General features: G+C 72.6%; 22 protein-coding genes. 8 read left to right on the forward strand and 14 right to left on the reverse strand.

The features are described from left to right. Nucleotides 1–9 precede the first annotated feature (9 nt). The 3 genes from ACQP0N_RS19035 (at nt 10) to ACQP0N_RS19045 (ending at nt 3,010) form a co-directional block, all read left to right on the forward strand. Nucleotides 10–999 carry an acetylxylan esterase gene (locus ACQP0N_RS19035; protein WP_433112371.1) on the forward strand — a complete coding sequence of 330 codons (990 nt, stop codon included), beginning with the start codon at nt 10–12 and terminating at the stop codon, nt 997–999. A gap of 131 nt (nt 1,000–1,130) precedes the next feature. Beyond that, nucleotides 1,131–2,327: a cellulose binding domain-containing protein gene (locus ACQP0N_RS19040; protein WP_433112374.1), complete on the forward strand. Its 1,197-nt coding sequence runs from the start codon at nt 1,131–1,133 to the stop codon at nt 2,325–2,327. A 146-nt stretch (nt 2,328–2,473) separates the two neighbouring features. Further along, nucleotides 2,474–3,010 carry a hypothetical protein gene (locus ACQP0N_RS19045; protein WP_433112377.1) on the forward strand — a complete coding sequence of 179 codons (537 nt, stop codon included), beginning with the start codon at nt 2,474–2,476 and terminating at the stop codon, nt 3,008–3,010. Between the two features lie 295 nt (nt 3,011–3,305). Here ACQP0N_RS19045 and ACQP0N_RS19050 read toward each other — a convergent pair whose 3' ends face one another. From ACQP0N_RS19050 to ACQP0N_RS19090, 9 genes are all read right to left on the reverse strand, one after another. Continuing rightward, nucleotides 3,306–3,770: a MaoC family dehydratase gene (locus ACQP0N_RS19050; protein WP_433112380.1), complete on the reverse strand. Its 465-nt coding sequence runs from the start codon at nt 3,768–3,770 to the stop codon at nt 3,306–3,308. An 81-nt stretch (nt 3,771–3,851) separates the two neighbouring features. After that, nucleotides 3,852–6,620, reverse strand: coding sequence for an AAA family ATPase (locus ACQP0N_RS19055; protein ID WP_433112383.1), 2,769 nt, complete (start codon nt 6,618–6,620; stop codon nt 3,852–3,854). A 69-nt stretch (nt 6,621–6,689) separates the two neighbouring features. Further along, nucleotides 6,690–7,301 (reverse strand): TetR/AcrR family transcriptional regulator, encoded by a 612-nt coding sequence (locus ACQP0N_RS19060; protein ID WP_355049880.1) that lies wholly within the window; start codon nt 7,299–7,301, stop codon nt 6,690–6,692. A gap of 250 nt (nt 7,302–7,551) precedes the next feature. After that, nucleotides 7,552–8,835 carry an ABC transporter substrate-binding protein gene (locus ACQP0N_RS19065; RefSeq protein WP_355049881.1) on the reverse strand — a complete coding sequence of 428 codons (1,284 nt, stop codon included), beginning with the start codon at nt 8,833–8,835 and terminating at the stop codon, nt 7,552–7,554. A gap of 85 nt (nt 8,836–8,920) precedes the next feature. Continuing rightward, nucleotides 8,921–10,033 (reverse strand): branched-chain amino acid ABC transporter permease, encoded by a 1,113-nt coding sequence (locus ACQP0N_RS19070; RefSeq protein WP_433112388.1) that lies wholly within the window; start codon nt 10,031–10,033, stop codon nt 8,921–8,923. After that, nucleotides 10,030–10,908 (reverse strand): branched-chain amino acid ABC transporter permease, encoded by an 879-nt coding sequence (locus ACQP0N_RS19075; RefSeq protein ID WP_357392894.1) that lies wholly within the window; start codon nt 10,906–10,908, stop codon nt 10,030–10,032. The genes ACQP0N_RS19070 and ACQP0N_RS19075 overlap by 4 nt, the downstream gene beginning before the upstream one ends. A 31-nt stretch (nt 10,909–10,939) precedes the next feature. Next, the gene (locus ACQP0N_RS19080; RefSeq protein WP_357134663.1) at nt 10,940–11,662 is read right to left on the reverse strand and encodes an ABC transporter ATP-binding protein; all 723 of its coding nucleotides are present in this window, start codon (nt 11,660–11,662) and stop codon (nt 10,940–10,942) included. Next, entirely contained in the window at nt 11,659–12,444 is a 786-nt protein-coding gene (locus ACQP0N_RS19085) for an ABC transporter ATP-binding protein (protein ID WP_433112392.1), read from the reverse strand. The genes ACQP0N_RS19080 and ACQP0N_RS19085 overlap by 4 nt, the downstream gene beginning before the upstream one ends. 134 nt (nt 12,445–12,578) lie before the next feature. Further along, complete coding sequence (locus ACQP0N_RS19090) at nt 12,579–13,478, reverse strand: alpha/beta hydrolase family protein (RefSeq protein WP_396832931.1); 900 nt, start codon at nt 13,476–13,478, stop codon at nt 12,579–12,581. Between the two features lie 171 nt (nt 13,479–13,649). Between ACQP0N_RS19090 and ACQP0N_RS19095 the strand changes: the two genes are divergently transcribed. After that, on the forward strand, nt 13,650–15,911 hold the full coding sequence (locus tag ACQP0N_RS19095) for a catalase (protein ID WP_433112395.1): 2,262 nt from the start codon (nt 13,650–13,652) through the stop codon (nt 15,909–15,911). A gap of 143 nt (nt 15,912–16,054) precedes the next feature. Here the strand turns inward: ACQP0N_RS19095 and ACQP0N_RS19100 are convergent, their stop codons facing one another. Beyond that, a complete protein-coding gene (locus tag ACQP0N_RS19100; RefSeq protein WP_433112397.1) occupies nt 16,055–16,924 on the reverse strand; it encodes an LLM class F420-dependent oxidoreductase in 870 nt (289 codons plus the stop codon). 160 nt (nt 16,925–17,084) lie between these two features. Here ACQP0N_RS19100 and ACQP0N_RS19105 point away from each other — a divergent pair, with 160 nt between their 5' ends. Genes ACQP0N_RS19105 through ACQP0N_RS19115 form a run of 3 tightly spaced genes read left to right on the forward strand, consistent with a single transcriptional unit; the run spans nt 17,085 to nt 20,370 of the window. After that, a complete protein-coding gene (locus ACQP0N_RS19105) occupies nt 17,085–18,218 on the forward strand; it encodes an acyltransferase family protein (protein ID WP_433112400.1) in 1,134 nt (377 codons plus the stop codon). Further along, entirely contained in the window at nt 18,215–19,357 is a 1,143-nt protein-coding gene (alr, locus tag ACQP0N_RS19110) for an alanine racemase (protein ID WP_433112403.1), read from the forward strand. Before ACQP0N_RS19105 ends, alr begins: the two co-directional genes overlap by 4 nt. Next, on the forward strand, nt 19,351–20,370 hold the full coding sequence (locus ACQP0N_RS19115) for a D-alanine--D-alanine ligase family protein (RefSeq protein ID WP_433112406.1): 1,020 nt from the start codon (nt 19,351–19,353) through the stop codon (nt 20,368–20,370). Before alr ends, ACQP0N_RS19115 begins: the two co-directional genes overlap by 7 nt. 15 nt (nt 20,371–20,385) lie before the next feature. Here ACQP0N_RS19115 and ACQP0N_RS19120 read toward each other — a convergent pair whose 3' ends face one another. The 4 genes from ACQP0N_RS19120 to ACQP0N_RS19135 are packed head-to-tail and all read right to left on the reverse strand — an operon-like array spanning nt 20,386 to nt 24,059. Then, entirely contained in the window at nt 20,386–20,877 is a 492-nt protein-coding gene (locus tag ACQP0N_RS19120; RefSeq protein ID WP_433112409.1) for a hypothetical protein, read from the reverse strand. After that, nucleotides 20,874–22,367: an ATP-binding protein gene (locus ACQP0N_RS19125; RefSeq protein WP_433112412.1), complete on the reverse strand. Its 1,494-nt coding sequence runs from the start codon at nt 22,365–22,367 to the stop codon at nt 20,874–20,876. Before ACQP0N_RS19125 ends, ACQP0N_RS19120 begins: the two co-directional genes overlap by 4 nt. After that, the gene (locus ACQP0N_RS19130) at nt 22,364–23,059 is read right to left on the reverse strand and encodes a response regulator transcription factor (RefSeq protein WP_355049892.1); all 696 of its coding nucleotides are present in this window, start codon (nt 23,057–23,059) and stop codon (nt 22,364–22,366) included. Before ACQP0N_RS19130 ends, ACQP0N_RS19125 begins: the two co-directional genes overlap by 4 nt. A 16-nt stretch (nt 23,060–23,075) precedes the next feature. Continuing rightward, on the reverse strand, nt 23,076–24,059 hold the full coding sequence (locus ACQP0N_RS19135; protein WP_433112415.1) for a phosphatase PAP2 family protein: 984 nt from the start codon (nt 24,057–24,059) through the stop codon (nt 23,076–23,078). A 275-nt stretch (nt 24,060–24,334) separates the two neighbouring features. On the opposite strand from ACQP0N_RS19135, the gene ACQP0N_RS19140 reads away from it, so the two are divergent. Further along, nucleotides 24,335–24,838 carry a winged helix-turn-helix domain-containing protein gene (locus ACQP0N_RS19140; protein WP_433112418.1) on the forward strand — a complete coding sequence of 168 codons (504 nt, stop codon included), beginning with the start codon at nt 24,335–24,337 and terminating at the stop codon, nt 24,836–24,838. The last annotated feature ends 263 nt before the right edge of the window (nt 24,839–25,101 follow it).

Below are 25,101 nucleotides of genomic sequence, written 5' to 3' on the forward strand. Positions count from 1 at the left end.
CGAGGACCCGTGCCCGACGCCGCTGTCCGCCTCGACGAGCTCGAGCGATACTCCCCCACCGTCACCGAGCCGGAGGACTTCGACCGGTTCTGGAGTGACACCCTCGCCGCGGCCGCCGCCCGGCCGGTACTCGTCGACGTCCGTCCCGAGCCCACCGACCTGCGCGTGCTCGACACCTGGGACGTCACGTTCGCCGGCTTCGACGGCGACGAGGTACGGGCCTGGTTCACCCGCCCGGCGGGCGTATCCGGACCGCTGCCCGCCGTGGTGGAGTACGCCGGCTACGGGCGCGGCCGTGGTCTGCCGCACGAGCGGCTGGTCTGGCCGGTGGCCGGGTACGCGCACCTGTTGATGGACAACCGGGGCCAGTCCGGGCTGTACGCCGCCGGGGACACCGCCGACCGGCACGGCGCGCCCGGCGGGCCGTGGCCGGCGACCTGGGGAATCCTCGACCCGCACGACTACCACTACCGCCGTCTGATCACGGACGCCGTCCGGGCCGTCGAGGCGGTGCGCGCCCTGCCCGGAGTGGACGCGGGTCAGGTCGCCCTGCTCGGCAACAGCCAGGGCGGGGGCGTGGCCCTGGCCGTCGCCGGCCTGGTTGACGATCTCGCGGCGGCGCTGATCACCGCGCCGTTCCTCTGCGACGTCCAGCACGCCATCGAGCTCAGCGACGCCTCGCCGTACGGCGAGATCGCCCGGTACCTGGCGGTGCACCGGGAGGCCGAGGCCGCGGTCCGGCGCACGCTGTCCTACGTCGACGGGGTGACCTTCGCCCGGCGGGCCACCGCGCCGGCGCACTTCGGCATCGGCCTGCGCGACACCGTGTGCCCGCCGAGCACCGGCTTCGCGGCCTACAACCAGTACGGCGCCGCGACCGGACGACCCGACGCGCCCCGGCGGGAGATGCACGTGTACCCGTTCAACGGTCACGAGAGTGGCGAGGCCCTGCACGTCCGGCGGCAACTGCGTTGGCTCGCCGCGACGCTCGCGGGCTGACCGTACCCATGGTCGACGATCGATGCGTTGCCGGTGTTAGCGATAACAAGCTATGGTGCGTCCGGGCGGGGTGAAGGGCACATCCCGACGTCCGGGTTCCTGGTCGTCGCTCCACCACCCGAGGAAGCCCCATGAGCACTGTGACCCTTGGTAAACCCGTCCCCCCGACACCCGCCAGGCCCGCGAAGACCCCGAGGCCCCGCCGGGCCCGGCTGTGGTGGGCCGCGCTGGCCGCCGTCGCGGCCATGACCGCCGCCGTACCGGTGGCGACCGCGCCCGCGAGCGCCGAATCCAACGGCGGGGTACGCGTCATGCCCCTCGGCGACTCGATCACCGACGGCTTCAACGTCGCGGGTGGCTACCGGATCGAACTCTGGCAACGGTTCGCGTCCGGCGGCTACCGGATCGACTTCGTCGGCTCGATGTTCAACGGCCCGTCCAGCCTCGGTGACCACGACCACGAGGGCCACTCCGGATGGACCATCGCGCAGATCGACGCGAACATCGTGAACTGGCTGCGCGCGACCAACCCGCGCACCGTGCTGCTGCACATCGGCACGAACGACATGTACGGCGACACCTCCGGAGCGCCCGGCCGACTGGCCACCCTGGTCGACCGCATCACCAACACCGCACCGAACGCGGACGTGTTCGTGGCGACGATCATCCCGAAATCCGGCGCGGACAACGTGGTCCGGGGCTACAACGCGGCGATCCCGGGGATCGTGCAGACGCGGGCCGCGGCCGGTAAGCGCGTCCACCTGGTCGACATGTACCGCGCGCTGACGCTCAGCGACCTGGCCGACGGCGTGCACCCCAACGCCACGGGCTACCGCAAGATGGCCGTCGCCTGGTACGACGCCCTGCGCACGGTTCCCGGCAGCATCGGCGGGGACACGCCGACCACCCCGCCGCCCACGACTCCCCCACCGACCACGCCGCCGCCGACCACGCCCCCGCCGACGACCCCGCCGCCGACCACTCCCCCGCCCACCACTCCCCCGCCAGCGGCGGGCTGCCGGGTGACGTACACGGTCAACGCCTGGAACAACGGGCTCACCGCGGCCGTCTCGGTCACCAACACGAGCAGCGGCGCGATAAACGGCTGGGCCTTGGCGTTCACGCTGCCGAGTGGCCAGACCATCACCGGCGGCTGGAACGCGGACTACTCGCCGACCAGCGGCGCGGTGACCGCGCGCAACGTCTCCTACAACGGCACCATCGCCCCGAACACCTCGGTCGACATCGGCTTCCAGGCCACCCACACCGGCAACGCCGGCAAGCCGACCGCCTTCACGCTCAACGGCACCACCTGCACGGTCGCCTGACGCACCCCTGAACACCTGACGCGGGGGCGGCGAGGAGCTCTTCTCGCCGCCCCCGCAGGTAAACGTGGCTCAGGGCGCGGCCGGAGCCAGATCGCCGAGCGAGGTTCGGGTCGGTAGGAGACGCATGCGGCTGGTTGGATACAAGCGTGACAGGATGGTGGGTCGTCGCGGGAACGCTTGGCGGTGTTCTGGTGACTGCTGCGGCGGGACTCGTCACGGCCATGCTGACTCATCGCTGGCAACAGGAGCGGCTGCACCTTGAGCAGCGATTCGTGTCCGAGCGAGAACTCCGAACCGCTCGCCGGGACACTTATGCGCGGTACCTTATGACCGCTCAGCGGTTGTTCGATGCGGCGAATGATCTGTATCGGCAGCGCAGCGCCACGCCGGTCGAGGTGGCGGATGCCTTGGCGAAGCCGCCAGCCGGATTGAGCGCTCTTCTGGCCGACAATGAGGCTGCACGTGTCGAGGCCATGCTGCTCGCCTCTACTCCCGTGCACGAGGCTCTCGACGTCTATGACCGGGCGCTCTGGAACTTGTGGCCGCGAATGGCGTCCGGTACCGACCGCACCGGACAACCGGAGGCAACGCGGCTTTATCACCAGGTTGTTCAGGCGATGCATCGTGAAATCCACGGTGAACGGCACGATGAGACCGCGCACAAGCGCCTGAAGGCGCACTGACCTGCCGCCACCATCTGGTGTCCGCCCCCGTCGACGGCTCCGCCGCCCACCGCGCCCGGCCCGCAACGTCTCCTACAACGGCACCATCGCCCTGCGCCCGCAGCGACCGGCCCGCCTGCGCACGACCATCCGCTGTGGCCGATCGCCATGTCGATGTGCTGTTGAGCGTGATGCCACAGGGGCATCAAGATGACTCTGTGGCATCACGCTCAAGGAGGCATCCGCCCCTACCGAGGTGACCGAGGGTCACCGCCGGCCGCCGGCTGCCTGTTCGATACGACCGTCGGACGACCGCTCAGCGGGTTGCCGCGCGGTAGAGGCGGCTCACCGTCTCGGCGACGCAGACGGGCTTGTCACCGCCGTCGCTGTTGACCGTCACCGCCGTGACCATCTGCACCCCACCGCTGACCGGCGACACCTCGGCGATCACCGCGCTGGCGCGTACGGCGGCGCCGACCCGCAGCGGCGCGGGAAAGCGCACCCGGTTCAGCCCGTAGTTGACGCCCATCGCGACGCCCTCGACGCGGTAGAGCTGGCCGGCCAGGGCCGGCACCAGCGACAGGGTGAGGAAGCCGTGCGCGATCGTGGCGCCGAAGGGCCCGGCCGCAGCCCGTTCCGGGTCGATATGGATCCACTGGTGATCGTCGGTCGCGTCGGCGAACAGGTTCACGCGGTCCTGGTCGATGGGCTGCCAGGGGCCGGGGCCGAGGGTCTCGCCGACCGCGGCGGTCAGCTCGTCGACGGAGGTGAAGACGCGCATACGGGTGTCCTTAGTGCTGAAGGGTGCCTGACGCACAAACTAGCGGTGATAGTTAACGCCGTCCAGAGCGGCCGGCGGCGCTCAGCGTTCGGAGGCGAGGCCGGCGTGCTGTTCGGCGGCGAACGCGCGGGCCAGCTCGGTGCGGGAACGGATGCCCAGCCGGTGGAAGACGTTGCGCAGGTGGTGGTCGACCGTCCGGGTGGACAGGAACATCCGGGCGGCGATCTCCCGGTTGGTGGCACCCTCGGCGACGAGTCGGGCGATCCGCAGTTGCTGACCGGTCAGCAGTCGGGCCGCCGGCAGATCCGGCGGCCCGACGGACTCCCCGGCGGCGCGCAGCTCGGCCGTGGCCAGCTCGGCCCAGCGAGCGACCCCGAGCAGAGTGAACGTCTCCCGGGCACGGTGCAGGTGCTCCCGGGCGTCCCGTGGTCGCCGGCTGCGCCGCAGGTCCTGACCGAAGAGCAGCTCGGTCCGGGCCCGTTCGAACGCGCCGGCCTCCGTCGGGTGCAACCGCAGCGCCGTCCGGAACTCGCGCTCGGACTCGACGCCGCCCCGGGTCGCCAGCAGCGCGTGGCACCGGGCCGACAGCGCCCGGCGCAGCGGGCTCGCGGTACTGCTCGCCCACCTGTCGAAGGCCGCGAGCGCCGCGGTCGCCGCCGGGCGGTGCGGCAGGTGCGCGGCGGCCTCCACCAGGTACGGGGTGGCCATCACCTGGACGAGCACCTGGCCCCGACCGGTGCCGAGCCGGGCCAGGGACGCCAGTCGGGTCGCCGCCTCGGCGTGCCGGCCGTCGACGAGGTCCAGTACGGCCAGCGCCCATCCGGCGAGCGCGTGCGGTCGGCTGCCCGGCGTGGACGTCGTACCGATCTCCCGGATCCGCCGCAGGCTGCTCTCGCGGTCGGCGCGTACGGCGGCCAGCACGGCGAGCATCCCCAGGTGGACGTCGGCGCAGTTGAACTGCCCGGTGGCACGCGCCACCCGCAGCCCCTCGCGGGAGGTCTCGGCCGCCGTCTCGTGCCGGCCCAGCCAGTACTCGGCGACCGCCCGCAGCTCCAACGCGCGGGACAGCATGGACAGCTCGCCGTGCTCGCGCGCCAACCCGACGGCGCGCTCGGCGAGGCGGTGCGCGGCGCCGTCCACGGCCACCACCAGCCCGGCCGCCGCCGCACAGGCGAGCGCGGTCGGGGTCAGCTCCGGCCCGGCGAGGCGGCCACCCAGCACGACGGCCCGCCGCAGCGCGGGACCGGCCCGCTCGTGGTCGCCGCGCAGCGTGGCCGCCACCCCGGTGACGAGGCATCCGGTCAACTCCACGGCCGGCGGGTCGTCACGCTGGCGGAGCGCGTCGGCACGCCGGCCCACCTCCGCGTACCGGTACTGGTCACCGGCGAAGCAGACGGCCTCACCGGCGCGTGCCAGCCCCTGGATGGCTCTGGCCCGGTCGACGGCGGCCACCGTCCGCGCGGCGGACAGCAGGGTGGCCGCCGCGCCGGTGGCGTCCTCGCAGCGCAGGTCGATCTCGCCGCGCAACAGCCCGGCCTGACCCTCGACGAGCGAGTCCATGCGGGTCGCGCGGAGGCGGTCGAGCAGCAGGCGGGCCTGGCCGGGTTGCCCGCCGACCCAGGCGTAGCGGGCGGCGGCGAGCAGGCGGGCGGCGGCGTCATAGGGGTGGTCGCTGAGCGCGGCGGCCCGGCACAGCGCCGCCGACGCCACGGCCCAGCCGCTGCGTCCACCGGCCGCCGCCCGCTCCAGCTCGGCGGCGAGGACCGGATCGGCGCCCGCGGTGGCGTCGGCGAGGTGCATCGCCCGGCGTAGCCGCTGGTCCAGCGGATCGAGTACGCCCGCGAGCAGCCGGTGCGCGGCCCGCCGCTGCGCGAGCGGAGCGGCGGCCGCCACCATCGCGCGGGCCAGGGGCTGCGCGAAGGTGACGCCTCCCGACTCGACGCGGACCAGCCCGGCGGCCTCGGCCGGGGCGAGCGCCTCGATGGCCATGCCGGCGGCGTCGGCCGCGCGGACCAGGGTCGCCGCGTCGTCCGACTCGTCGAGCGCGGCGAGCAGCAGCATCCGGCACGTGTCCGGCGGCAGCCGGTCGAGACGGGCCCGGTAGGAGCGCCCCAGCGCGCCGTCGGCCGGCGGAGCGGCCGGAAGCGCTTCCTCCCCGCGCCACTGCGCCGGGGTGAGTACGTCGGCGAGGTCCACGAGCGCCTGCGGGTTGCCGCCGCCGACCTCGGCGAGCGTGACGGCGACCGGAGCGGCGGGCCGCTCGGACAGTCGGTCGGTGAGGACGGCGATGCTGTCCCGCTCGTTGAGCGGGGCCAGCCGGTGGGTCACGAGTCCGTCGACGGTGGCGGTGGCGTCCGCGGTGAGCAGGACGGCGACCGGCAGCCGTCGCAGCCGGCGGGCCACGACCGCGAGCACCTGTGTGGTCTGCGGGTCTCCCCGGTCCACGTCGTCCATCGTGGCGAGCAGGGGACGCTCCCGGGCGGTCGCGGCGAGCAGCCCGAGGACGGCCACCGACAGGGCCAGTCGGCGCTCGGGCGGGCAGCCCTCCCCGTCCATGACCCGGTACAGCAGGCGGCGACGCTCCTCCGGCAGGGCGGTCGCGCGGTCGCGCACCGGGTCGAGCAGGCGTTGCAGACCGGCGTACGGCAGCATCGCCTCTTCCGGCAGCCCGGTCGCGGCCAGGACGGCGTAGTCCTTCGCGTACCGGTGGGCGAAGGAGATCAGCGCGCTCCGACCCGACCCCGGCTCGCCGTGCAGCAGCAGAGCGCCGCCACCGTCGGTGACGCCGTCCAGCAGGCTCCGGACGGCCGCGCACTGGTCATCCCGGCCGCGTAGCACAGTTATTTGCACTCGTGATGCAGTAACCATGCGACCCAGTGTCACTCATCCACAAGCGGATGGAAAGAGGACAGGCCGGGATCAGTCGGCCGCGACCTCGGCCAACAGCGCGCCCACCGTCCGGGTCATCACCGCGCGGGCCGCGTCCACCCCCAGACCGAGGCCGTAGCGCAGCATCGACCAGGCCGGCCACATGCTCGCCGCCACCACCGCGTTGAGCAGCTGACCGCGCTCGCGCCCGGCGCGCGCCAACTCGGCGGCGAACAGCTGCTCGACCTCGTCGCGGACCCGGTCCACGTGCTTGACGCGGTTGCGGCGTAACTGCTCGGAGACCGGCTCGCGCATCTGCGCGGCCCGCGCCGACGGCGCGATGAGCTGGAGCAGACGTGCCCGCTGCCGGCAGTACGCGTCGACCCGCTTGGCCAGCGGCAACGTGGTCACGATCGGTCGGTAGGCGGCGTCCTGCTGCCGCAGCACCTCCGCGCCACTGGCCTCGAAGAGCGTCTCCATGTCCTTGAAGTTGGTCCAGAGCGTCCGCAGTGAGATGCCGGCCCGTTCGGCGATGCGCTCGCCGGTGGGCCGCAGGTCGCCCTCGGTGATGAGCGCCAGGTGCGCCTCGACGATGGCCGCCCGGGTGCGTTCGGCGCGGGCCGTCCGTCCGTCGACCCGCGCCGGCGTCTCGACCCTGTTCATCCGCCCCCGCCCCCTCACCGCCACGGTGTCGTCCGGCTCTGCGACGAGTCTAGACAGGCGATGATCGGGACACTGCGCGTACGCGTGGGCGGCGTCATCCGGGCCGGCCGGATTGCATTCACGGTGCAAATAGTATGAGAGCTGTTCGGTATCGGTCAACGTCCGCCAACGCCGACGGCCGCGCACCCCCACGCATGGTCGTACGGCCCGGACGTGGTCACCCCCGGGCCGTACGACCACATGGCGCGGGTCAGGAGGCGGTCGGCACCCCGTTCGCGGGCGGCGCGACCGGCGCGGCCGTGTACTCCTTGACCGGCCCGTCGCGCTCGTCGGTCTCGTAGGTGGGCCCGAAGTAGCTCTGGACTCCCCCGCTCACCCGGCTCAACCGCTGCCCGCCGTACCCGGAGTGGTCGTCGGCGGCGAAGCGCAACGGCGCGAGGCCGGGCCCCTGGAAGCCACCCTTCTCGACCGCGTCGACGACCTTCTCGCGGGTGACGTCCTTGCCGGCGGCGAGCAGCACCTGCACGAACAGGTAGCCGACAGACATGCCGTAGACGGTGTTGCCGTCGAACGGCGCGTCCCCGTTGTGCGATTTGTTGATCTTCATGAAGAGCTGGATCCACGGGTTCGCCGTGTCGTTCTGCATCGGCAGGTAGTTGGTGCCGACCATGCCCTCCAACAGCGGCGCGGCCGCACCGAGCTGCTTGGCCAGGGTCGGCTGGTCGGCGCCGACGTTGGACACCAGCCACTGCGGCTTGAAGCCCAGCCGCGCGGCGGTGCCGATGGACAGCGCGGTGAAGCCGGGCACGGTCGCCAGCACGACGACCTGACACCCGCCGGCCTTGAACGCGCCGATCTGCGGCGCGACGTTGGTGTTGCTGGTGACGTACGTCTGCTTGACCGCCACCGCCTGAGCGCCGAGGACCTTCTCCACGCCGGCCAGGCTGTCGCGGCCGAAGTCGTCGTCCTGACCGAGGAAGCAGACCTTCTGGCCGGCCAGGTTCCGCTTCGCGTAGTCGGCGAGGATCTTGCCCTCGACGGTGTAGTCCGGGTTGAAGCCGAACGTGCCGGGATAGGTGTCGGGCTGGTCCCAGCTCCGGCTGCCGGAGGCGACGAAGAGGTCCGGCACCCGGTTGCTCTTGAGGAAGTCGAGCACACCGCTGTGGGTCGGCGTGCCGAGGCCGTTGAGGATGGCGAAGACCTTGTCCTGCAACACGAGCTGGCGTACCACCTGTTGGGTGTTCGCCGGGTTGTAGCCGTCGTCCATGACCTTGTAGGTGATCTTCCGGCCGTGCACGCCGCCGTTGGCGTTGACGTAGTCGAAGTACGCCTTCGTCGCCGGCGCGATCTTGGAGTAGCCGGCCGAGGCCGGCCCGGTGAGCGGCATGTGGGTGCCGACGACGATCTCGGTGTCGGTGACCCCCGGCACCGACCTCCCGCCGGAGGCGGGACCGTCGTCGCCACAGCCAGCGGCGGCGATGAGCAGAACGATGGAGCTGGCGATCGCGAGACCGCGTCGCGCCATAGGGTGCATGGGAGACACCGACCTTTCTCGGTCCGGTTGGGTGGGAGCGGTGTGGTGGGTGGAGCGCCCGGCGAAGGCCGGGCCGGAAAACAGCTCAGGAACGTCGCGCCGGCCACCGGGCCAGCAGCGCCCGACCGAGGCGGGCCAGCAGGCCCTGCACGCCGCCGGGCGCGGCGATCATCACGACGATCAACGTGATGCCGAAGATCGCCAGCGGAAGGTTGCCCTCCAGTCGCTGCGCCACCGCCGGCGAGAGGGTGAGCAGCTCGGTCACGGAATGGGTGAGATCGGGCAGGGCGACCAGCAGCACGGCCCCCCAGAGCGCGCCGGCGAGGCGACCGAGACCGCCGATCACCACGGCCATCAGCAGGAACAGCGACAGCGTCAGCGAGAACGCCCCGGGCGACACGCTCTGCGCCAGCACCGCGAGCAGGCCACCGCCGAGCCCCGCGGTCGCGGCGCTGACCACGAACGCGAGAACCTGGGTACGGGCCACGTGGATGCCCGCGAGTCGGGCCGCCACCTCGTCGTCGCGGACGGCCCGGAAGGTCCGCCCGTACCGGCTGCGGACCAGGTTCGCCAGCAGCAGCAGCGCCAGCAGCGTGGCGGCGCCGGAGACCCAGAGCTGCCACCGCTCGTACGGGAAGTAGGGGCCGAGCGCCAGCGGCGGCGGCTCCACCGGCACCAAGAGCCCCTGCTCGCCGCCCAGGACGCCGTCGAAGGTGACGGCCAGCGCCGGCACGACGACGGCCACGGCGAGCGTCACCCCGGCCAGGTAGGGACCGCGTAGCCGGGCCGCCGCCACACCGACCACCGCGCCGACCACGACCGTGCCCAGCACCGCCGTGAGCAGCGACAGCGCCAACAACCAGCCGCCGGTCCACCCCCGGTCCAGGAACGCGTTCTGGCACAGCGCCACCGCGTACGCCCCGGTCGCCATCAACGCCCCGTGCCCCAACGAGAGCTGCCCGTTGAGCCCGGTGAGGACGGTCAACCCGGCGGTGGCGCAGAGGTACGCCGCGATCGTGGCGAGCTGGAAGTTGCGGAACGGCTCGACGGCGTAGCTGACCGCCACCAGCAGCGCCCCCACGGCGAGCACCACGGCCAGGTGCCGCAGCAGCGTGGAACCCCGTCTCGGCTCGGGCGGGCGGTCACCCGTGTCGGCCGGCCGGTGCTTCGGCGGCAGGGCCGCCCGGGTCGCGCTCACACCCGCCTCGCCGCGACCGGGGCGAACAGCCCGCCGGGCCGCACCAGCAGCACCGCCAGCAGCAGGACGAGTACCGCCAGCGGGGTGAGGTCGCTGCCGGCGTACCCGCTCACGTAGGAGAGCAGCAGCCCCACTGCGAGGCCGCCGACGACCGCCCCCGGTGGACTGTCCAGCCCACCCACCACCGCCGCGGTGAACGCCGAGACGAACACCAGGTCCATGGCGTGCGGGTGCAGGCCCAGCTCGGTGGGGATGACCAGCATCGCGGCGAGCGCGCCCACGCCCGAGGCCAACGCCCAGCCGAGCGTCAACATGCCGCCGACGTTCACCCCGAGCAGTCGGGAGACCTCCGGCGCGAACGCCGCCGCGCGCATCCGCAACCCGATCGAGGTACGGGCGAACATCCAGCCCAGTCCGCTGACCACCACCGCGATCGTGGCGAAGACGAACAGGTCGTACGGCGACAGCACGGCGATCCCGCCGACGGTGAGGGCGGACCGGCTGAACGGGACCTCGGCGGGGCGGAACTCGTTGCCGTACACCATGCCGAGCACCGCCTGGATCAGCAGCACCAGACCGAGCGCGACGATGACCGGGTTGAGCGGTGACGCGTGGTCCACGTGCCGCATCACGACCCGGTCCACCAGCGCGCCGAGCAGCAGGCCGGCGACGATCGCGACGACGAAGCCGAGCCAGTAGACGCCCGTCGCGGCGGACACCGAGTACGCGACGTACGCGGCGGCGACGGCCATCGCGCCCTGGGCGAAGTTCACGACCCGCGCGGCCCGCCAGATGAGCACCAGCGCGAGCGCGAACGCGGCGTACACCGCGCCCCGGGACAGACCGTCGACGGTGAGGAAGACGAAGCGGTCCAACTGTTCTCCCTCCAGGGACATCCGGTGCTGGTCAGAAACCGAGGTACGCGTGGCGCAGGTCGACGTCGTCCCGCAGGGTCGCCGCCGGGGCGGCGATCACCACCTGGCCGAGGGACATCACGACGCCCTGGTCGGCGACGGCGAGTGCGCTGCGCACGTTCTGCTCGACCAGCAGCACGGTCAGGCCGGTCCGGTCGCGCAACTGGCGCAGCAGGGCCATGATCCGGGCGACCACCCGGGGCGCGAGGCCCAGCGACGGCTCGTCCAGCAGCAGCAGGCGCGGCCGTCCGACCAGCGCCCGGCCGAGCGCGAGCATCTGCCGTTCGCCTCCGGAGAGCTGGTGGCCGAGGTGACGACGACGCCGCGCGAGGGGCTCGAACAGCTCGTAGACCTCGTCGAGGGCGCGGCCGGCGTCCGCGCGGTCGCGTCGCCACAGCCCACCGAGCCGCAGGTTCTCATCGACCGTCAGCTCGCCGATCACGCCCCGACCCTCCGGGACGTGCGCCATTCCGCGCCGTACGAGCTGTTCCACCGGCGTACCCCGCAGGTCTTCCCCGGCGAGGACGACCTGGCCGGCGGCCGGCCGGATCATGCCGGAGAGCGCCCGCAGCAGCGTCGTCTTGCCGGCGCCGTTGGCGCCGACGACGGCGGCGATGGTGCCGGCCGGCACGGTGAGGTCGACGGCCCGCAGCACCGGCGCGGCCCCGTAACCGGCCACCAGCCCCCGGACCACGAGCAGATCCGGCGCGCTCACGGTGCGGGCTCCTCGACGAGGGCCCCGAGGTAGGCGTCGGTGACGGCCGTGTCGTCGCGGATCTCGTCCGGTGGCCCGGTGGCGATCACCCGACCGAAGTCGAGGACCACGATCTCGTCGCAGACGTCCATCACCAGGTCCATGTGGTGCTCGACGAGCAGTACCGCGCACGGGTCGACGTCCCGCCGGGGCAGCCGCCGGATCAGGTCCGCCAGCTCGGCGATGTCGTCGGCGCCGAGGCCACCGGCGGGTTCGTCGAGCAGCAGCAGCCGGGGTCGCGCGGCGAGCGCGCGGGCCAGGGCGACCCGCTGGCGTACGGCGAAGGGAAGCGTGCCCGGCGCGGCCTCGGCGTGCTCGACGATGCCCAGGTCGTCGAGGACGTCCAGGGCGTGTCGGCGCAGCCGGCGCTCGTCGCGGTCGCTGCGGGGCAACCCGAACAGCGCCGCCGCGAAACCCGCACGGGCGGTGTGGGATGCGCCGGTCATCACGTTCTCCACCACGCTGAGCCCCGCGAAGAGCCCGGTCCCCTGGAGGGTCCGGGCGATGCCGAGCCGGGTCAGCCGGTGGGGTTGCGGGCGCAGCGGTCGACCGTCGAGGGTGAGTGAACCAGTCTGCGGTGTGACGAAGCCGCAGACCACGTTGAACAGGGTGGTCTTGCCGGCGCCGTTGGGCCCGATCACGCCGACCACCCGGGAGGGTGGCACCCGGAGCGAGACGTGGTCGAGGGCGGTGAGGCCGCCGAAACGGACGCCGATGTCGTGCAGTTCGAGGCCGCGCTCCATGCACCCATCCCTCTGCCGTGGCGGGTGTTATTTACACTCGCAGTGTACGTTTCTCGGTGATCGCGTCAAGACCCCTCGATACGCCCGAACGGCCGGGACGGCCGCCGTGGGGCGACCGTCCCGGAGGTGCGCGCTCAGGCGCTCGGGCAGGTGTTGCGGTACTCCTCGATCTGCGACCCGCTGGGGCCCGGGCAGAGGAACTGCTCGTAGCGGGTGTCGTCGTCGACGAACCGCTTGAGCCAGGCCACCATCTGCCGCGCCGTCGGCGTGTTGACCGTCTGCGGGAAGAAGTGGCTCGCCCCGTTCAACTCCAGGTAGGCCTTCTCGGCCGACGACGGGATGCTGTTGTAGAACGGCACCGAGTGCGTGGCGACCGGCGCGACGGTGTCGCTCTCGCCGCCGATGATCAGCGTCGGCACGCGCAGCTCGGACCAGCTCTTGTCCGTGTTCCAGGGCGCGAGGGGGACCGCGGCCTGCAATGACGGCCGGGACGAGGCCGCCTCCAGGCTGCCCCCGCCGCCCATCGAGTGGCCGGCCACGGCGAGCCGACTGCTGTCGATCCGGCTCCGCACCGAGCTGCGCTGGGTGAGGTAGTCCAGCGCCGCGAGCAACTGCCGGCCCCGGCTGTCCGGCTGGTCGAGCCGGGTGTTGGTCTCGATGCCGATCACCACGAAGCCGTGCGAGGCGATCCGTGGGCCGAGCCAGCTGATGCTGGACCAGGCGGCGGTGTAGCCGGGCGAGATGGCGACGGCGCCGAAGGTGCCCTCGCTGGTGCTGGTCGGGTAGTAGATGACCCCGCCGCCGAAGCCGGTGACGCTCAGCGACGACACGCTCTGCGAGGCGGTGGCGAAGGGGCCGCGGCTGGCCTCCAGGATCGCGGTGGTCGGGTCGGGACCCCGGTCGTACGGGCCGGCCGCCTGGGCGGCACCCGTCGGTCCGACGAGGACACCGGCGACGAGCAGGGTGGCGGCCAGCGCGAGCCGGGCGGCTCGGGCGGGCAGGGAACGGGGACGGGTGGTGGTTGGTGACGACACGTCGGGCACTCCCTAGAGTCGAGCAATATCGACGTTCGTCAGTGTTATTCGCCCGGGTCGGCCGGCGCATCGGTGAAATCACCAGTCCCGGATTTATCGTGCGTTTCGACCCTCAAGGCAGGGGTAGGGGTGCAGGGGCCTGCCCAAACGCTCCAGCGAGAGGTTCGCCCAGTGGATTCCAGCAAGCCCGCCGAGGCGGTCAGGAACGTCGTGAAGACCGCCTCCGAGAAGATCGCCGACGCCCTCACGCCGGACGTACCGGGCGCACCCGGCAGCGCACCGCCCACCGTCGAGGAGCCGACCGCGCCGCACGACCCGCTGCCGCCCAGGACCGAACAGGGCGCGCCGCAGACGCGTACGCCCACCGGCGCCGAGACCGGCGCGCCGACGAGCGCGAACGGCCAGCAGGGCGCGTACCTGACGACGGCGAACGGGGCCCGGCTGCGCGACACCGACCACTCGCTCAAGGCCGGCCCCCGGGGGCCGGTCCTGCTCCAGGACCACCACCTACGCGAGAAGATCACGCACTTCGACCACGAGCGCATCCCGGAGCGCGTGGTGCACGCGCGGGGCGCGGGCGCGCACGGGGTGTTCACCGCGTACGGCACCGCCGAGGCGGTCACGAGGGCCGGCTTCCTCAAGAAGGGTCGGGAGACGGAGGTCTTCGTCCGGTTCTCCACCGTCCTCGGATCGCGCGGCTCGGCCGACACCGTCCGGGACACCCGGGGCTTCGCCACCAAGTTCTACACCGACGAGGGCACCTTCGACCTGGTCGGCAACAACATGCCGGTCTTCTTCATCCAGGACGCCATCAAGTTCCCCGACATCATCCACGCCGCCAAGCCGCACCCGGACCGGGAGATCCCCCAGGCGCAGAGCGCGCACGACACGTTCTGGGACTTCGTCTCCCTGCACACGGAGGCGCAGCACCACACCATCTGGAACATGTCCGACCGGGGCATCCCGCGCTCGTACCGGACCATGGAGGGCTTCGGCGTACACACCTTCCGCCTCGTGAACGAGGCCGGGGCGACGGTGCTGGTCAAGTTCCACTGGAAGCCGAAGCTCGGCGTGCACTCCCTGACCTGGGAGGAGGCGCAGATGCTCGGCGGCATGGACCCCGACTTCCACCGCCGGGACCTCTACGACGCGATCGAGGCAGGCGCGTTCCCCGAGTGGGAACTCGGCATCCAGGTCTTCCCGGACACGCCCGAGGAGACCTTCGCCGGCATCGACCTGCTGGACGCCACGAAGATCGTCCCGGAGGAGTTGGCGGAGGTGCAGCCGGTCGGCCGGCTGGTCCTCAACCGGACGCCGACGAACTTCTTCGCCGAGACCGAGCAGGTCGCCTTCCACCTCGGCCACCTGCCGCCGGGTATCGACGTCACGAACGATCCGCTGCTACAGGGACGACTCTTCTCGTACGTCGACACGCAGCTCACCCGTCTCGGCGGGCCGAACTTCACGCAGATCCCGATCAACCGTCCGCACGCGGCCGTCAACGACATGCTGCGCGACGGCTTCCACCAGCACGCCGTGCACGCCGGAGTGGCGCCATACCGGCCGAACTCCCTCGACGGCGGCAACCCCTTCGAGGCCGGCGACGCCGAGCACGCCTTCGTCGACGTGCCGGTGACGGTGGCGCAGGCGCCCAAGGTCCGCGCGAACCCCGCGTCCTTCGACGACCACTACAGCCAGGTACGACTGTTCTGGCTGAGCATGTCGCCGGTCGAGCGGGAGCACATCATCCGGGCGTACACCTTCGAGCTGGGCAAGTGCTACCACCAGGCGATCAAGGAACGCCAGCTGCGGTGCCTCGCCAACATCGACGCGGTGCTGTGCGAGCAGGTGGCCACCGGTCTGGGGCTGCCCGCGCCGCAGCCCACGGTGACGCCCGTCGACGTCACGCCGAGCCCGGCCCTGTCGCAGGTCGGCGGGGAGTGGCCGGCCGACGGCCGCACTGTCGGGATCGTCGTCGACCCCGACGGTGACCTGGACGACGTCGACGAGGTCCGCCGGGCCGTATTCGACGCCGGCATGGTGCCGCTGCTGATCGCCCCCCACGGTGGACTGGTGGGCGACCTGACGGTCCAGCGGACCTTCGCCACCGGCCGGTCGGTCGAGTTCGACGCGCTCCTGCTGGCCGGGGCGCCGGTGCCCGCGCCCGACGCGCTGCCCGCCCGCGACGCCAAGGCGGGCCGGCCGGACGCGGCGACCGTCGACCCGCGCGTGCTGCTCCTGGTCGAGGAGTGCTGGCGGCACGCCAAGGCGATCGGCGCGTGGGGCGCCGGTGTCAGCGTGCTGGAGCAGGCCGGAGTGGCCGGTACCCCCGGCATCGTGGCCGCCGGCTCCGGCGCCGAGGCGCTGACCGGGGTGCAGCGGTTGATGGCCGCGCACCGGGTCTGGGAGAGGTTCCCCGCCTCGGTCGGCTGACCTGTCACCGACGAGGGCCGTCCCCCGCTGCGGCGGGCGGGCGGCCCTCGTCGTCGTGGACGGGGCTTGATCGACACGACATCGCCGATGTGGCGGTCACCGGGCCCGACTTCGCTGACCTGGTGTCGACGACCGCGCCCGACTCAGCCGATGTCGGCCAGCCGCGGCAGCACCTCGTCGCCGAGCCGCCGGGCGAACTCCACGGGGTGCCGGTCCGGCGTGACCTGCACCTCGCTGACGCCGAGCGCGGCATAGTCGGACACCTCGGCGAGGAACGCGTCGAGATCCTCCAGCGGCGGCTTGGAGGCCAACACGGTCTTGGTGATGCTGTCGTAGTCGCGGCCCTCGGCGGCGCAGTGCGCGCGCAGCACGTCCAGCTTGTGCGCGATCCCCTCGGCGCCCGTACCGAACAGGTTGCAGGCGTCGGCGTACCGGGCGACCAGCAGCAGTGTCTTCTTCTCGCCGCTGCCGCCGATCATGATGGGCGGATGCGGACGACTCAACGGCTGGGGCGAGTTGATCGTCTCCGTGAGCTGGTAGTGCCGCCCGTCGAACGGCCCGTCGTCGTCACTCCACATCTGCTTGCAGATCCGCAGCGTCTCCTCCAGTCGCTCGAACCGCTCGGCGACCGGCACCACGGGCACGCCGAGTCCCCGCTGCTCCCGCTCGTACCAGGACGCCCCGATGCCGAGCCGGGCCCGGCCGCCGGAGAGCACGTCGAGGGTCGTCACGGTCTTGGCCAGCAGCCCCGGATAGCGGTACATCACACCCGTGACCAGTACACCCAGCGTCATCCGCCGGGTCTGCGCCGCGACGTAACCCAACGTGGTGTACGCCTCCAGCATCGGCTCCTCGGCCGGCGCCAGCGCCTCCATCTGGAAGAAGTGGTCCATGACCGTGAACGAGGCCACTCCGGCCTGTTCGGCGATGGTCGCCGCCTCGCTGAGGGTCGGCGCGATGGCCGCCGGATCGGCCGGAGTCGAAAAGTTCCAGTAGTGCAGACCGAGCTTCATGTTCGGCACCTCCGCGATCGAGCCTAGTAGCGCTCCCCGGTTTCCCAACGCGTCGTCGGCACGATGGTGGTGGTCCCGGTCCGACGCGCTGCGGAGTCCATTACCGGATCATGACAATTCGAGGATCAGGCGCGGATATCCCGCTGGCACCTTCTGCTGAGTGATCCAAGAGCTGTCTCGCACCGAGCCACGACCGGACGGGTACGACCCCGACGCGCGCGTCCGGTTCCGCCACCGCCGGCAGGCCGACACCGGCGGACCGCGGCGTGTGCAGTGGGCCGACGCCGCGAAGGGCGTATGCATCGTCCTCGTCGTCGGATGGCACGTCGTCGTCAAGGACTACCTGCGGATCGACTGGCACGTGGGCGTACCCGTGCCGGGCCTGTGGGGCACGCTGGGTGAGCAGTTGCTGCCGCTGCGCATGCCGCTCTTCTTCACCATCAGCGGCCTCTTCGCGGCCAACGCCGTACAGCGGCCCTGGCGCGCCGTCGCCCGGGGCCGCATCGCGGGGTTCCTCTACCTGTACGCCCTCTGGCTGCTCATTCACACGGCGGTCCTGGCCGTGGCACCGGACTTCCCGACCGACCGCGCCACGTCCGCCCTCGCTCTGCTGGCACAGCTCACCGTCACGCCCTCCAACCTCTGGTACCTGTACGCCCTGGCGCTCTACTTCACGCTCGCCAAGGCGACCCGACGGCTGCCCCGGTCGCTGGTCGTCGTACCCGCCGCCGTGCTGTCCGCCGTCACCGCCGCCGGCCTGCTGGCCATGCCGGGCAACCGGGCCGGCCTCTACCAGAACCTGATCTTCTTCCTGGCCGGCCTGTACCTGCGGCCCCACATCCAGCGGTGGGCCGCCACCGCCACCCGGCGTCGACTGGCGCTGACCGGCGGGGCGTACGCCCTCGCGCTCGCCGCGATGGCGGCGGCCGGCGCGCAGCGGTGGTTCGGCGTCTGGCCGGCGGTCTCCGTCGTCGCGGTGGCCTTCGGCGTCACCGCCGCCGCCCGGCTGGTCCGGTGGCCCGCTCTCGGCGACCGACTGGCCGCGCTCGGGCGTATCACGTTGCCCATCTACGTCATCCACATGCCGCTGCTGGCCCTGCTGCACCGCCTGCTGGCCGGCCCGGTCTCCGAGCTGGACGCGGGCGCTCAGGGCCTGATCGTGCTGGGCTACCCGATCCTGCTGACCGCGCTCGTCGCCGGGCTGAGCCTGGCCGTGCACCGTGCGCTGCTGGCGGTGCACGCCCGGTGGCTGTTCGCGCTCCCCGGGACGCGTCGCGAGGCGGTCGCCGGATGAGCGCGTTGGCCGAGGCGGTGGTCGACCTCGGGGCGATCGCCGACAACGTACGCAGGATCGCCGCCGTCACCGGCACGGAGCTGATGGCGGTGGTGAAGGCCGACGGGTTCGGGCACGGCGCGGCGCCGGTCGCCCGGGCCGCGCTGCGCGGCGGCGCCACCTGGCTGGGCGTGACCTCGGCGGCCGAGGCGCTGGCCCTGCGCGCCGCGGGCATCACGGCCCCCACGTTGAGCTGGCTGCACCGCCCGGACGACGACTTCAGCGGGTTGATCCTCGCGGGCGTCGACGTGGGCGTCTCGACGATCACCCACCTGCACGCGCTGGCCGACGCGGCCCTGCGGGTCGGCGTGCCCGCGACGGCGCAGCTCAAGGCCGACACGGGCCTCACCCGCAACGGCGCCGGCCGCGACGACTGGCCCGACCTGGTGGCCTGGGCCCGCAAGTACGAGGTCGAGGGCACGGTCCGGGTACGCGGCGTGTGGTCCCACCTCGCCGACGCGGACGTACCGGGCGCGCCCGCGCTGGCCGGTCAGGTGCGGACGTTCGCCGAGGCGCTGCGCGTCGCCCGGACCGCCGGCCTCGACCCCGACCTCGTCCACCTGGCCAACTCGGCGGCGGCGCTGTCCGCGCCCCGGACCCGCTTCGACCTCTGCCGGATCGGGTTGGCCCTCTACGGCGTCGACCCGTTCGGCGCGGTCGGTCCCGGGGCGTTCGGGCTGCACGCCGCCCTGACGCTGCGCACGACCGTGGTGAACGTGAAGCGGGTGCCGGCCGGCACCGGCGTGTCGTACGGGCCGGAGCACGTGACCGCCGCCCCGACGACGCTGGCGCTGTTGCCGCTCGGCTACGCCGACGGGCTGCCCCGCGCCACCGAGGGCCGGGCCGAGGTCTGGCTCGGCGGCCGGCGCTGCCCGGTGGTCGGGCGGATCGCCATGGACCAGTGCGTGGTCGATGTGGGTGACCTGGCGGTGCGGATCGGCGACCCGGTCGTCGTGATCGGCACGGGACGCGACGACGACGCCCCGACCGTCACCGAGTGGGCGCGCTGGGCCGGCACCAACCCGCACGAGATCTTGACCGGAATCGGGGCGCGGGTGGGCCGCGTCCATCTCCACGAAAGGGCGGACATCGCATGTTGACGCGACTGGCAGTGCTGTACGGCGGGCGGAGCGGCGAACACGAGGTGTCGCGGCGCTCGGGGGCCGCCATCCTCGCCGGTCTGGACCGGGAGCGGTACCAGGTGACCGAGGTGCTCATCGACACCGACGGCGGCTGGCACGTCGACGGTCGCCCGATGGGCCTGCCGCAGGCGTTGCGGGTGCTGCGCGCCCAGGACGTGGTGTTCCCGGCCCTGCACGGCCCGTACGGCGAGGACGGCACGGTCGCGTCGCTGCTGGAATGGCTCGGCGTGCCGTACGTCGGCAACGGGGTGTTCGCCAGCGCGGCGGGCATGGACAAGGGCGTCACCAAGCGGCTGCTCGCCGCGGAGGGCCTGCGGGTCAGCCCGGGTGTGACCCTGCGCCCCGGGGAGACCCTGTCGCCGGCCGACCAGCAGCGGCTGGGTCTGCCGGTCTTCGTGAAGCCGGCGCGGGCGGGGTCCAGCCTGGGCGTCGTCCGGGTGACGGAGTGGTCGGCGCTGCCCGCCGCGCTCGCGCAGGCCCGGGAGGTCGACCCGAAGGTGCTCGTCGAACAGGGCGCGCAGGGCCGGGAGATCGACATCGCCGTCCTGCAGCACCCCGACGGACGGGTGCAGGCCGGTCCGCCGCTGGAGATCCGGGTCAGTGGCGCGGGCTTCTTCGACTACGACGCGAAGTACGACGGCGGGGCGGTCTTCCAGATCCCGGCCCAGCTCGACCCGGCCACCACCGAGGTGCTCCAGGACCGGGCCGTCCGCGCCTTCGAGGCCCTCGACTGCCGAGGGCTGCTGCGGGTCGACTTCTTCCTCCCCCACGAGGGCGCCGAGCCCATCGTCAACGAGGTCAACACGTTCCCCGGCTTCACCGCCGAGTCGCAGTTCCCGCAGATCTGGCAGCGGGCGGGCATCGAGTTCCCCGCCCTGCTCGACATTCTGGTGGCCGGCACGCTCACCGACCGGAGTCGGGTCCTCTCCCCGGGGCTGCTTCGACCGGAACGGGCGGTCGACCTGGTGTGAGCGGCGTCGCCCCGGTCACTCGATGGGGCAGGACCAGGGCGGCCGGGTGCCGTCCGAGCCGACGAGAGTGACCGGGGCGGAAGTGGGCTGCTGGCCGGCGAGCGCCACGGTGCAGATGATCTGGTTGGCCGCGACGGTGGACAGCGGCAGCACGGCGCCCTTGAACCGCACCGTGATGCCGGGCTCGTCGGTGCTCGGTGTCATGCTCACCGGCCCGGCGTCGGCCGGCACCTCGCTGGTGAGCCCCGCGCTCCGCTCGGCCTCGGTGGGACCGGACACGAGCAGCACGAGTGTCTCCAGCGGTGGCCCGGGCACGTTCTTCACCGGCCGGACGACAAGCGCCAGTTCGCCGTCCGCGATCAGGTAGAGGCCCCTACCGGCGAACGGGCCGCTCACCGCGGAGCGGCCCGTGATGACGTCGCTGGGCCGTACTCCACAGCCCGCCGTGAGCAGCGCGACCAGGAGCGCGACCGCGAGCAGCGCCCGGGTTCCGCGACGGCGGCTCACCGTACGCCTCCGGCGTCCGCGGCTGTCCGTACGCCTCCGGTGTGCACGGTCTCGGACGCCAACCGGGGCAGGCGGAGCGTGAACACCGCTCCGCCCCGTGGGTGGTTGCCCGCCACCAGGCTCCCCGACTGCCCGGCGTGCCGGTGCAGGCGCGCGTTCTCCCACGCGATGGCGAGTCCGAGGCCGCTGCCCTCCGAGCGGGTCCGGGCGGTGTCCGCCTTGTAGAGGCGGTCGAACACGTGCGGCAGCACCTCCGGGTCCAACCCCGGTCCCTGGTCGGTGACCTCGATCGTGAACCAGTCGGGTTCGGCGACAAGACGGACGGACACCGGCTCCGTGCCGTGCCGGAAGGCGTTGCCGACCAGGTTGGCGACGATGACGTCGAGCCGCCGGGGGTCGAGCCGGGCGACGACACCGGACGGCAGGTCCGCCCGTACCCGGTCGGCCCACCCCCGTAGCCGCAGCGTCGCGGTGACCGCCGCGGCGACGTCGACGTCGTCGAGGGCGAGCCGGGCGGTGCCGGAGTCGAACCGGCTGACCTCGATGAGGTCGTTGACGAGCTGGGTGAGGCTCTGCGTCTCCTGACTGACCAGCCGGGCGGCGCGGCCGGCGTCTCCCGGCAGCCGGTCCGCCTCCTCGTCGAGCACGTCGGTGACCGCCGTCATGGCGGCCAGCGGTGTACGGAGTTCGTGGGACACGTCGGCCACGAAGCGCCGCGCGTCGGCCTCCATCCGCCGCAGCTCACCGACCTGACGCTCGATGGTCGCGGCGGTGTCGTTGAAGGTGCGCGTGACGTCGGCCAGCTCGTCGACGCCCCGGACGGTCAGCCGGGCGGACAGGTCTCCCTCGCCGAGCCGGCGGGCCGCGCGACCCAGCTCGCGTACCGGCCGCAGCACCCCCTGGGCGGCCAGCAGGGCCAGCAGGACCGCGAGGATCAGGGAGAGCCCGCCGGTCACCCACGCGAGGGTGGCGAGCCGGTCGATGCTCTGCTGCTCGGAGGCGAGGCTGCGCACCGAGTAGACCTCCACTCCGGACGCCACGCTCGTGCCGTCGGACCCGTCGAGCCGGAGCTGTGTGCCGATGAGCAGCACCGGATGTCCGCCACGGTCGACGCGTTGCCAGGCGATCTGACCGCGCGCCACCTCCTGCCGCAGCTGAGGGGTGAGCTGTTCGGCGCCCTCGCCGCCCGACGACCACTGCCCCCGGTAGTGCACGACGGCGTAGCTGTCCCGGTCGGAGAGCCTCCCCGCCAACAGGTCCATCTCCTCCTGGCCGGGCGGCAGGCTCAGCACCGGGTACACCTTCGAGAGCTGGTCGGTCAGTGAGGCCACCGCCGCGTCCTGCGCCTGCTGGAGGATGACGGTGCGCGCCTGGAAGTAGCTACCGCTGGCCACCACCGCCGTGGTGGTCACGCCCAGCAGGGCGAACGCCAGGAGCAGCCGGGTGCGCAGGCCCAACGCCATGGCGCGGGCCCGGTGCCAGGGGGTCACAGCGGCCCGAACCGGTATCCGAAGCCGCGTACCGTCTGGATGTAGACCGGCGTCGAGGGCTCGTCCTCGATCTTGGCGCGGAGCCGCTGGACGCAGGCGTCCACCAACCGCGAGTCGCCGAGGTAGCCGTGCTCCCAGACGGCCTCCAGCAGTTGCTGGCGGCTGAGCACCTGGCCCGGCGTGTGCGAGAGTTCGAGCAGCAGACGCAGCTCGGTCGGGGCCAGGCCGACCGGCACGCCGTCCTTGGTGACCACCAGCGCGGCACGGTCGATGGTCAGGGCGCCGTGCCGGTGCAGCCCGGGCCGCTCGCTGCCGGGGCGTCGTGAGTCGCCGCCGGTGCGTCGCAGCACCGCGCGGATCCGCGCCTCGAGCACCCGGGCCTGTACCGGCTTGACCACGTAGTCGTCGGCGCCCGCCTCCAGGCCCGCCACCACGTCCATGTCGTCGTTGCGCGCGGTGAGCATGATGATGGGCAGGTCACCGTCCTGCCGAATACGACGGCAGACCTCGAACCCGTCCATGCCGGGCAGCATGATGTCGAGGACCACCACGTCGGAGGCGCTCGTGCGCAGCCGCTCCAGACCCTGTTCACCGGTCGCCACGGCGACCACGGTGTGGCCCTGCCGAGTGAGCGCCAACTGCAGTCCGTCGCGGACCGTCTGGTGATCTTCGATCAGCAGGACCTGGGGCATGCCGTCAAGTATCCCATCACGGAGTTTGTTCATATTTGTCGATGCCTCGCGCCCGTCCGACGAACTCCACCGACCGGATCAGGAACGCCGCCACGCCCACCGCCAGCATCGACGACGCGGTCGCCAGCAGGACGGCCAGGAACGGTCCCCACCGCAGTTCGGCGGCCAGACCGGGAACCAGCACCCGAACCGCCCAGACCAGTACGACCAGCCCCACCGCGCCCTCGACGAGAGCACGCCGGACCCGCCCGGAGGTCGGCCCGGCGGGCGGACGGAGCGCGTCACCGCCGGACCGGGCCGCCAACGCGGCCGCCGCCAGGCAGAACAGCGCCATACTCAGCAGGACGCCCCCGAGCACGTCGCTGAACCGGTGCCAGCCCGCGATCATGGTGGCCGCGCCGATCACCGAGACACCCGCCGCGCCGGGTACCACCAGCCACCGCCTGGCCGCGCCCGGCGCCGCCAGCAGGAACGCCAGCGCCAGGGCCGTCGCCACCGCGACGTGACCACTGGGAAAGCTGTTGTGGGTGGTCGAATTGGGAACGGCGAGGTCCGGGCGGGGCAGCGCCGACTTCGCCACGCCGGCCGCCAGCACGGCGGTGAGCACCATGCCGACGCCCACGACGCCGGGCAGCAGCCGACGGCCGAGCACGCCCACCACCAGCACGGCGGTGAGCAGGACGGCCAGCGGCGCCGGCTGACCGAAGTGCCGCAGCACGACCGTGGCCGGACCGAACAGGCCGCCGGCCTGCTCGTAACCCCCACCCCGCTCGGCGCGCGGCAGGAGCAGCCCGTCGACCCACTGACCGGGCTGGGTCCACACGAAGACCACGCCGACCAGACACAGCGCGAGCAGGCAGCAGACGCCCGCCGCGAGCAGCCGGAGAGCCGGTGGCGCAGCGGGCCGGCCGGGGGCCAGCGCGCGCGCCGGGCCGGGCGACAGCGCCGGTGGCGGCGGCACCGACGAGCGACCGATGGAGTACGACGATCCGTGGGACATGCGACCATGCTCGGCCCGCCAGATCCGGGGGCTGTCCGTGAATTGTCTTGGTTCTGTCACAACCGACGCTCGTACCGGAGAAAACCGGGCGATCCTCCCCCGCGAACGTCCTGCCGCCCGCGCCGCCCAGACGTGAACCTTCATTCACATGCTTACATGCAACTATGTTTTACCTGGCCGAGACGAGCCGTCACTAAGATCAAGACGCCGATCGATGATTCTCGGCGGTGCGAAACCATCCGGAGTGTTCGTGGGGAACCGGAAGGGGTTGGGCAATGCACGGGGTTTCGGTCGCTCCACTCGTCATCGGCATCGCGTCGTCACCGGCCGAGCGCCGGCAGTTGGCACGCCTGCTCGGCGGCAGCGACGCCTTCCTGATCGTCTCCAACGTCGAGCAGGCTCGGGAGTTCCTCGGGGTGGGCGACCTGCCCCCCGTCGTACCTCCCCCGACCCCGCCCGCACGGGCGGAGGTGGCGCGGCGCCCGCAGCCGCCGCCCGACCTGAGCGTCGACTCCGACCGCCGCGTGCTGCGCTGGCGCGACCAGGAGATCGACCTGACCCGCCTGGAGCACGACGTGCTGATCTGCCTCGTCGACGCTCCCGGGCAGGTCTGGACGTACGAGCGGCTGCACCTCGAGGTCTGGGGCAACCGGCACCTGGGCCGCGGGTCCGACATGCACTCGGTCGTGCGTCGGGTACGCCGCAAGCTCGCCCGGCTCGACGCCGCCGCGACGATCCACGCGGTCCGTGGGGTCGGCTTCCGGCTCGCACCGATCTAGGCAGCGGTGATGGTGGCCGCGACCAGCGCGGTCGGGGCCGGAGTGCTGAGCGGCGGCGGTAATGCCGATGAGCGTGATGCCGGTGAGTCATCTAGATGACTCACCGGCATCACGCTCATCAGGGTGGTGTCGCCGTCGGTCGCCTGGCGTGGGCGGTCGCTCCAGGATCCTTTGAAGACACGGCCCAAGGCCTGCTTCCTGAGAACGGGCCGGCCCGCCTGGTCGAGGACCAGGCGGGCCGGATCACTGCGTCAGCGCTCCGG

Origin of the sequence: Micromonospora sp. CA-246542 (assembly GCF_050942905.1) — a bacterium.
Taxonomy (GTDB): domain Bacteria; phylum Actinomycetota; class Actinomycetes; order Mycobacteriales; family Micromonosporaceae; genus Micromonospora.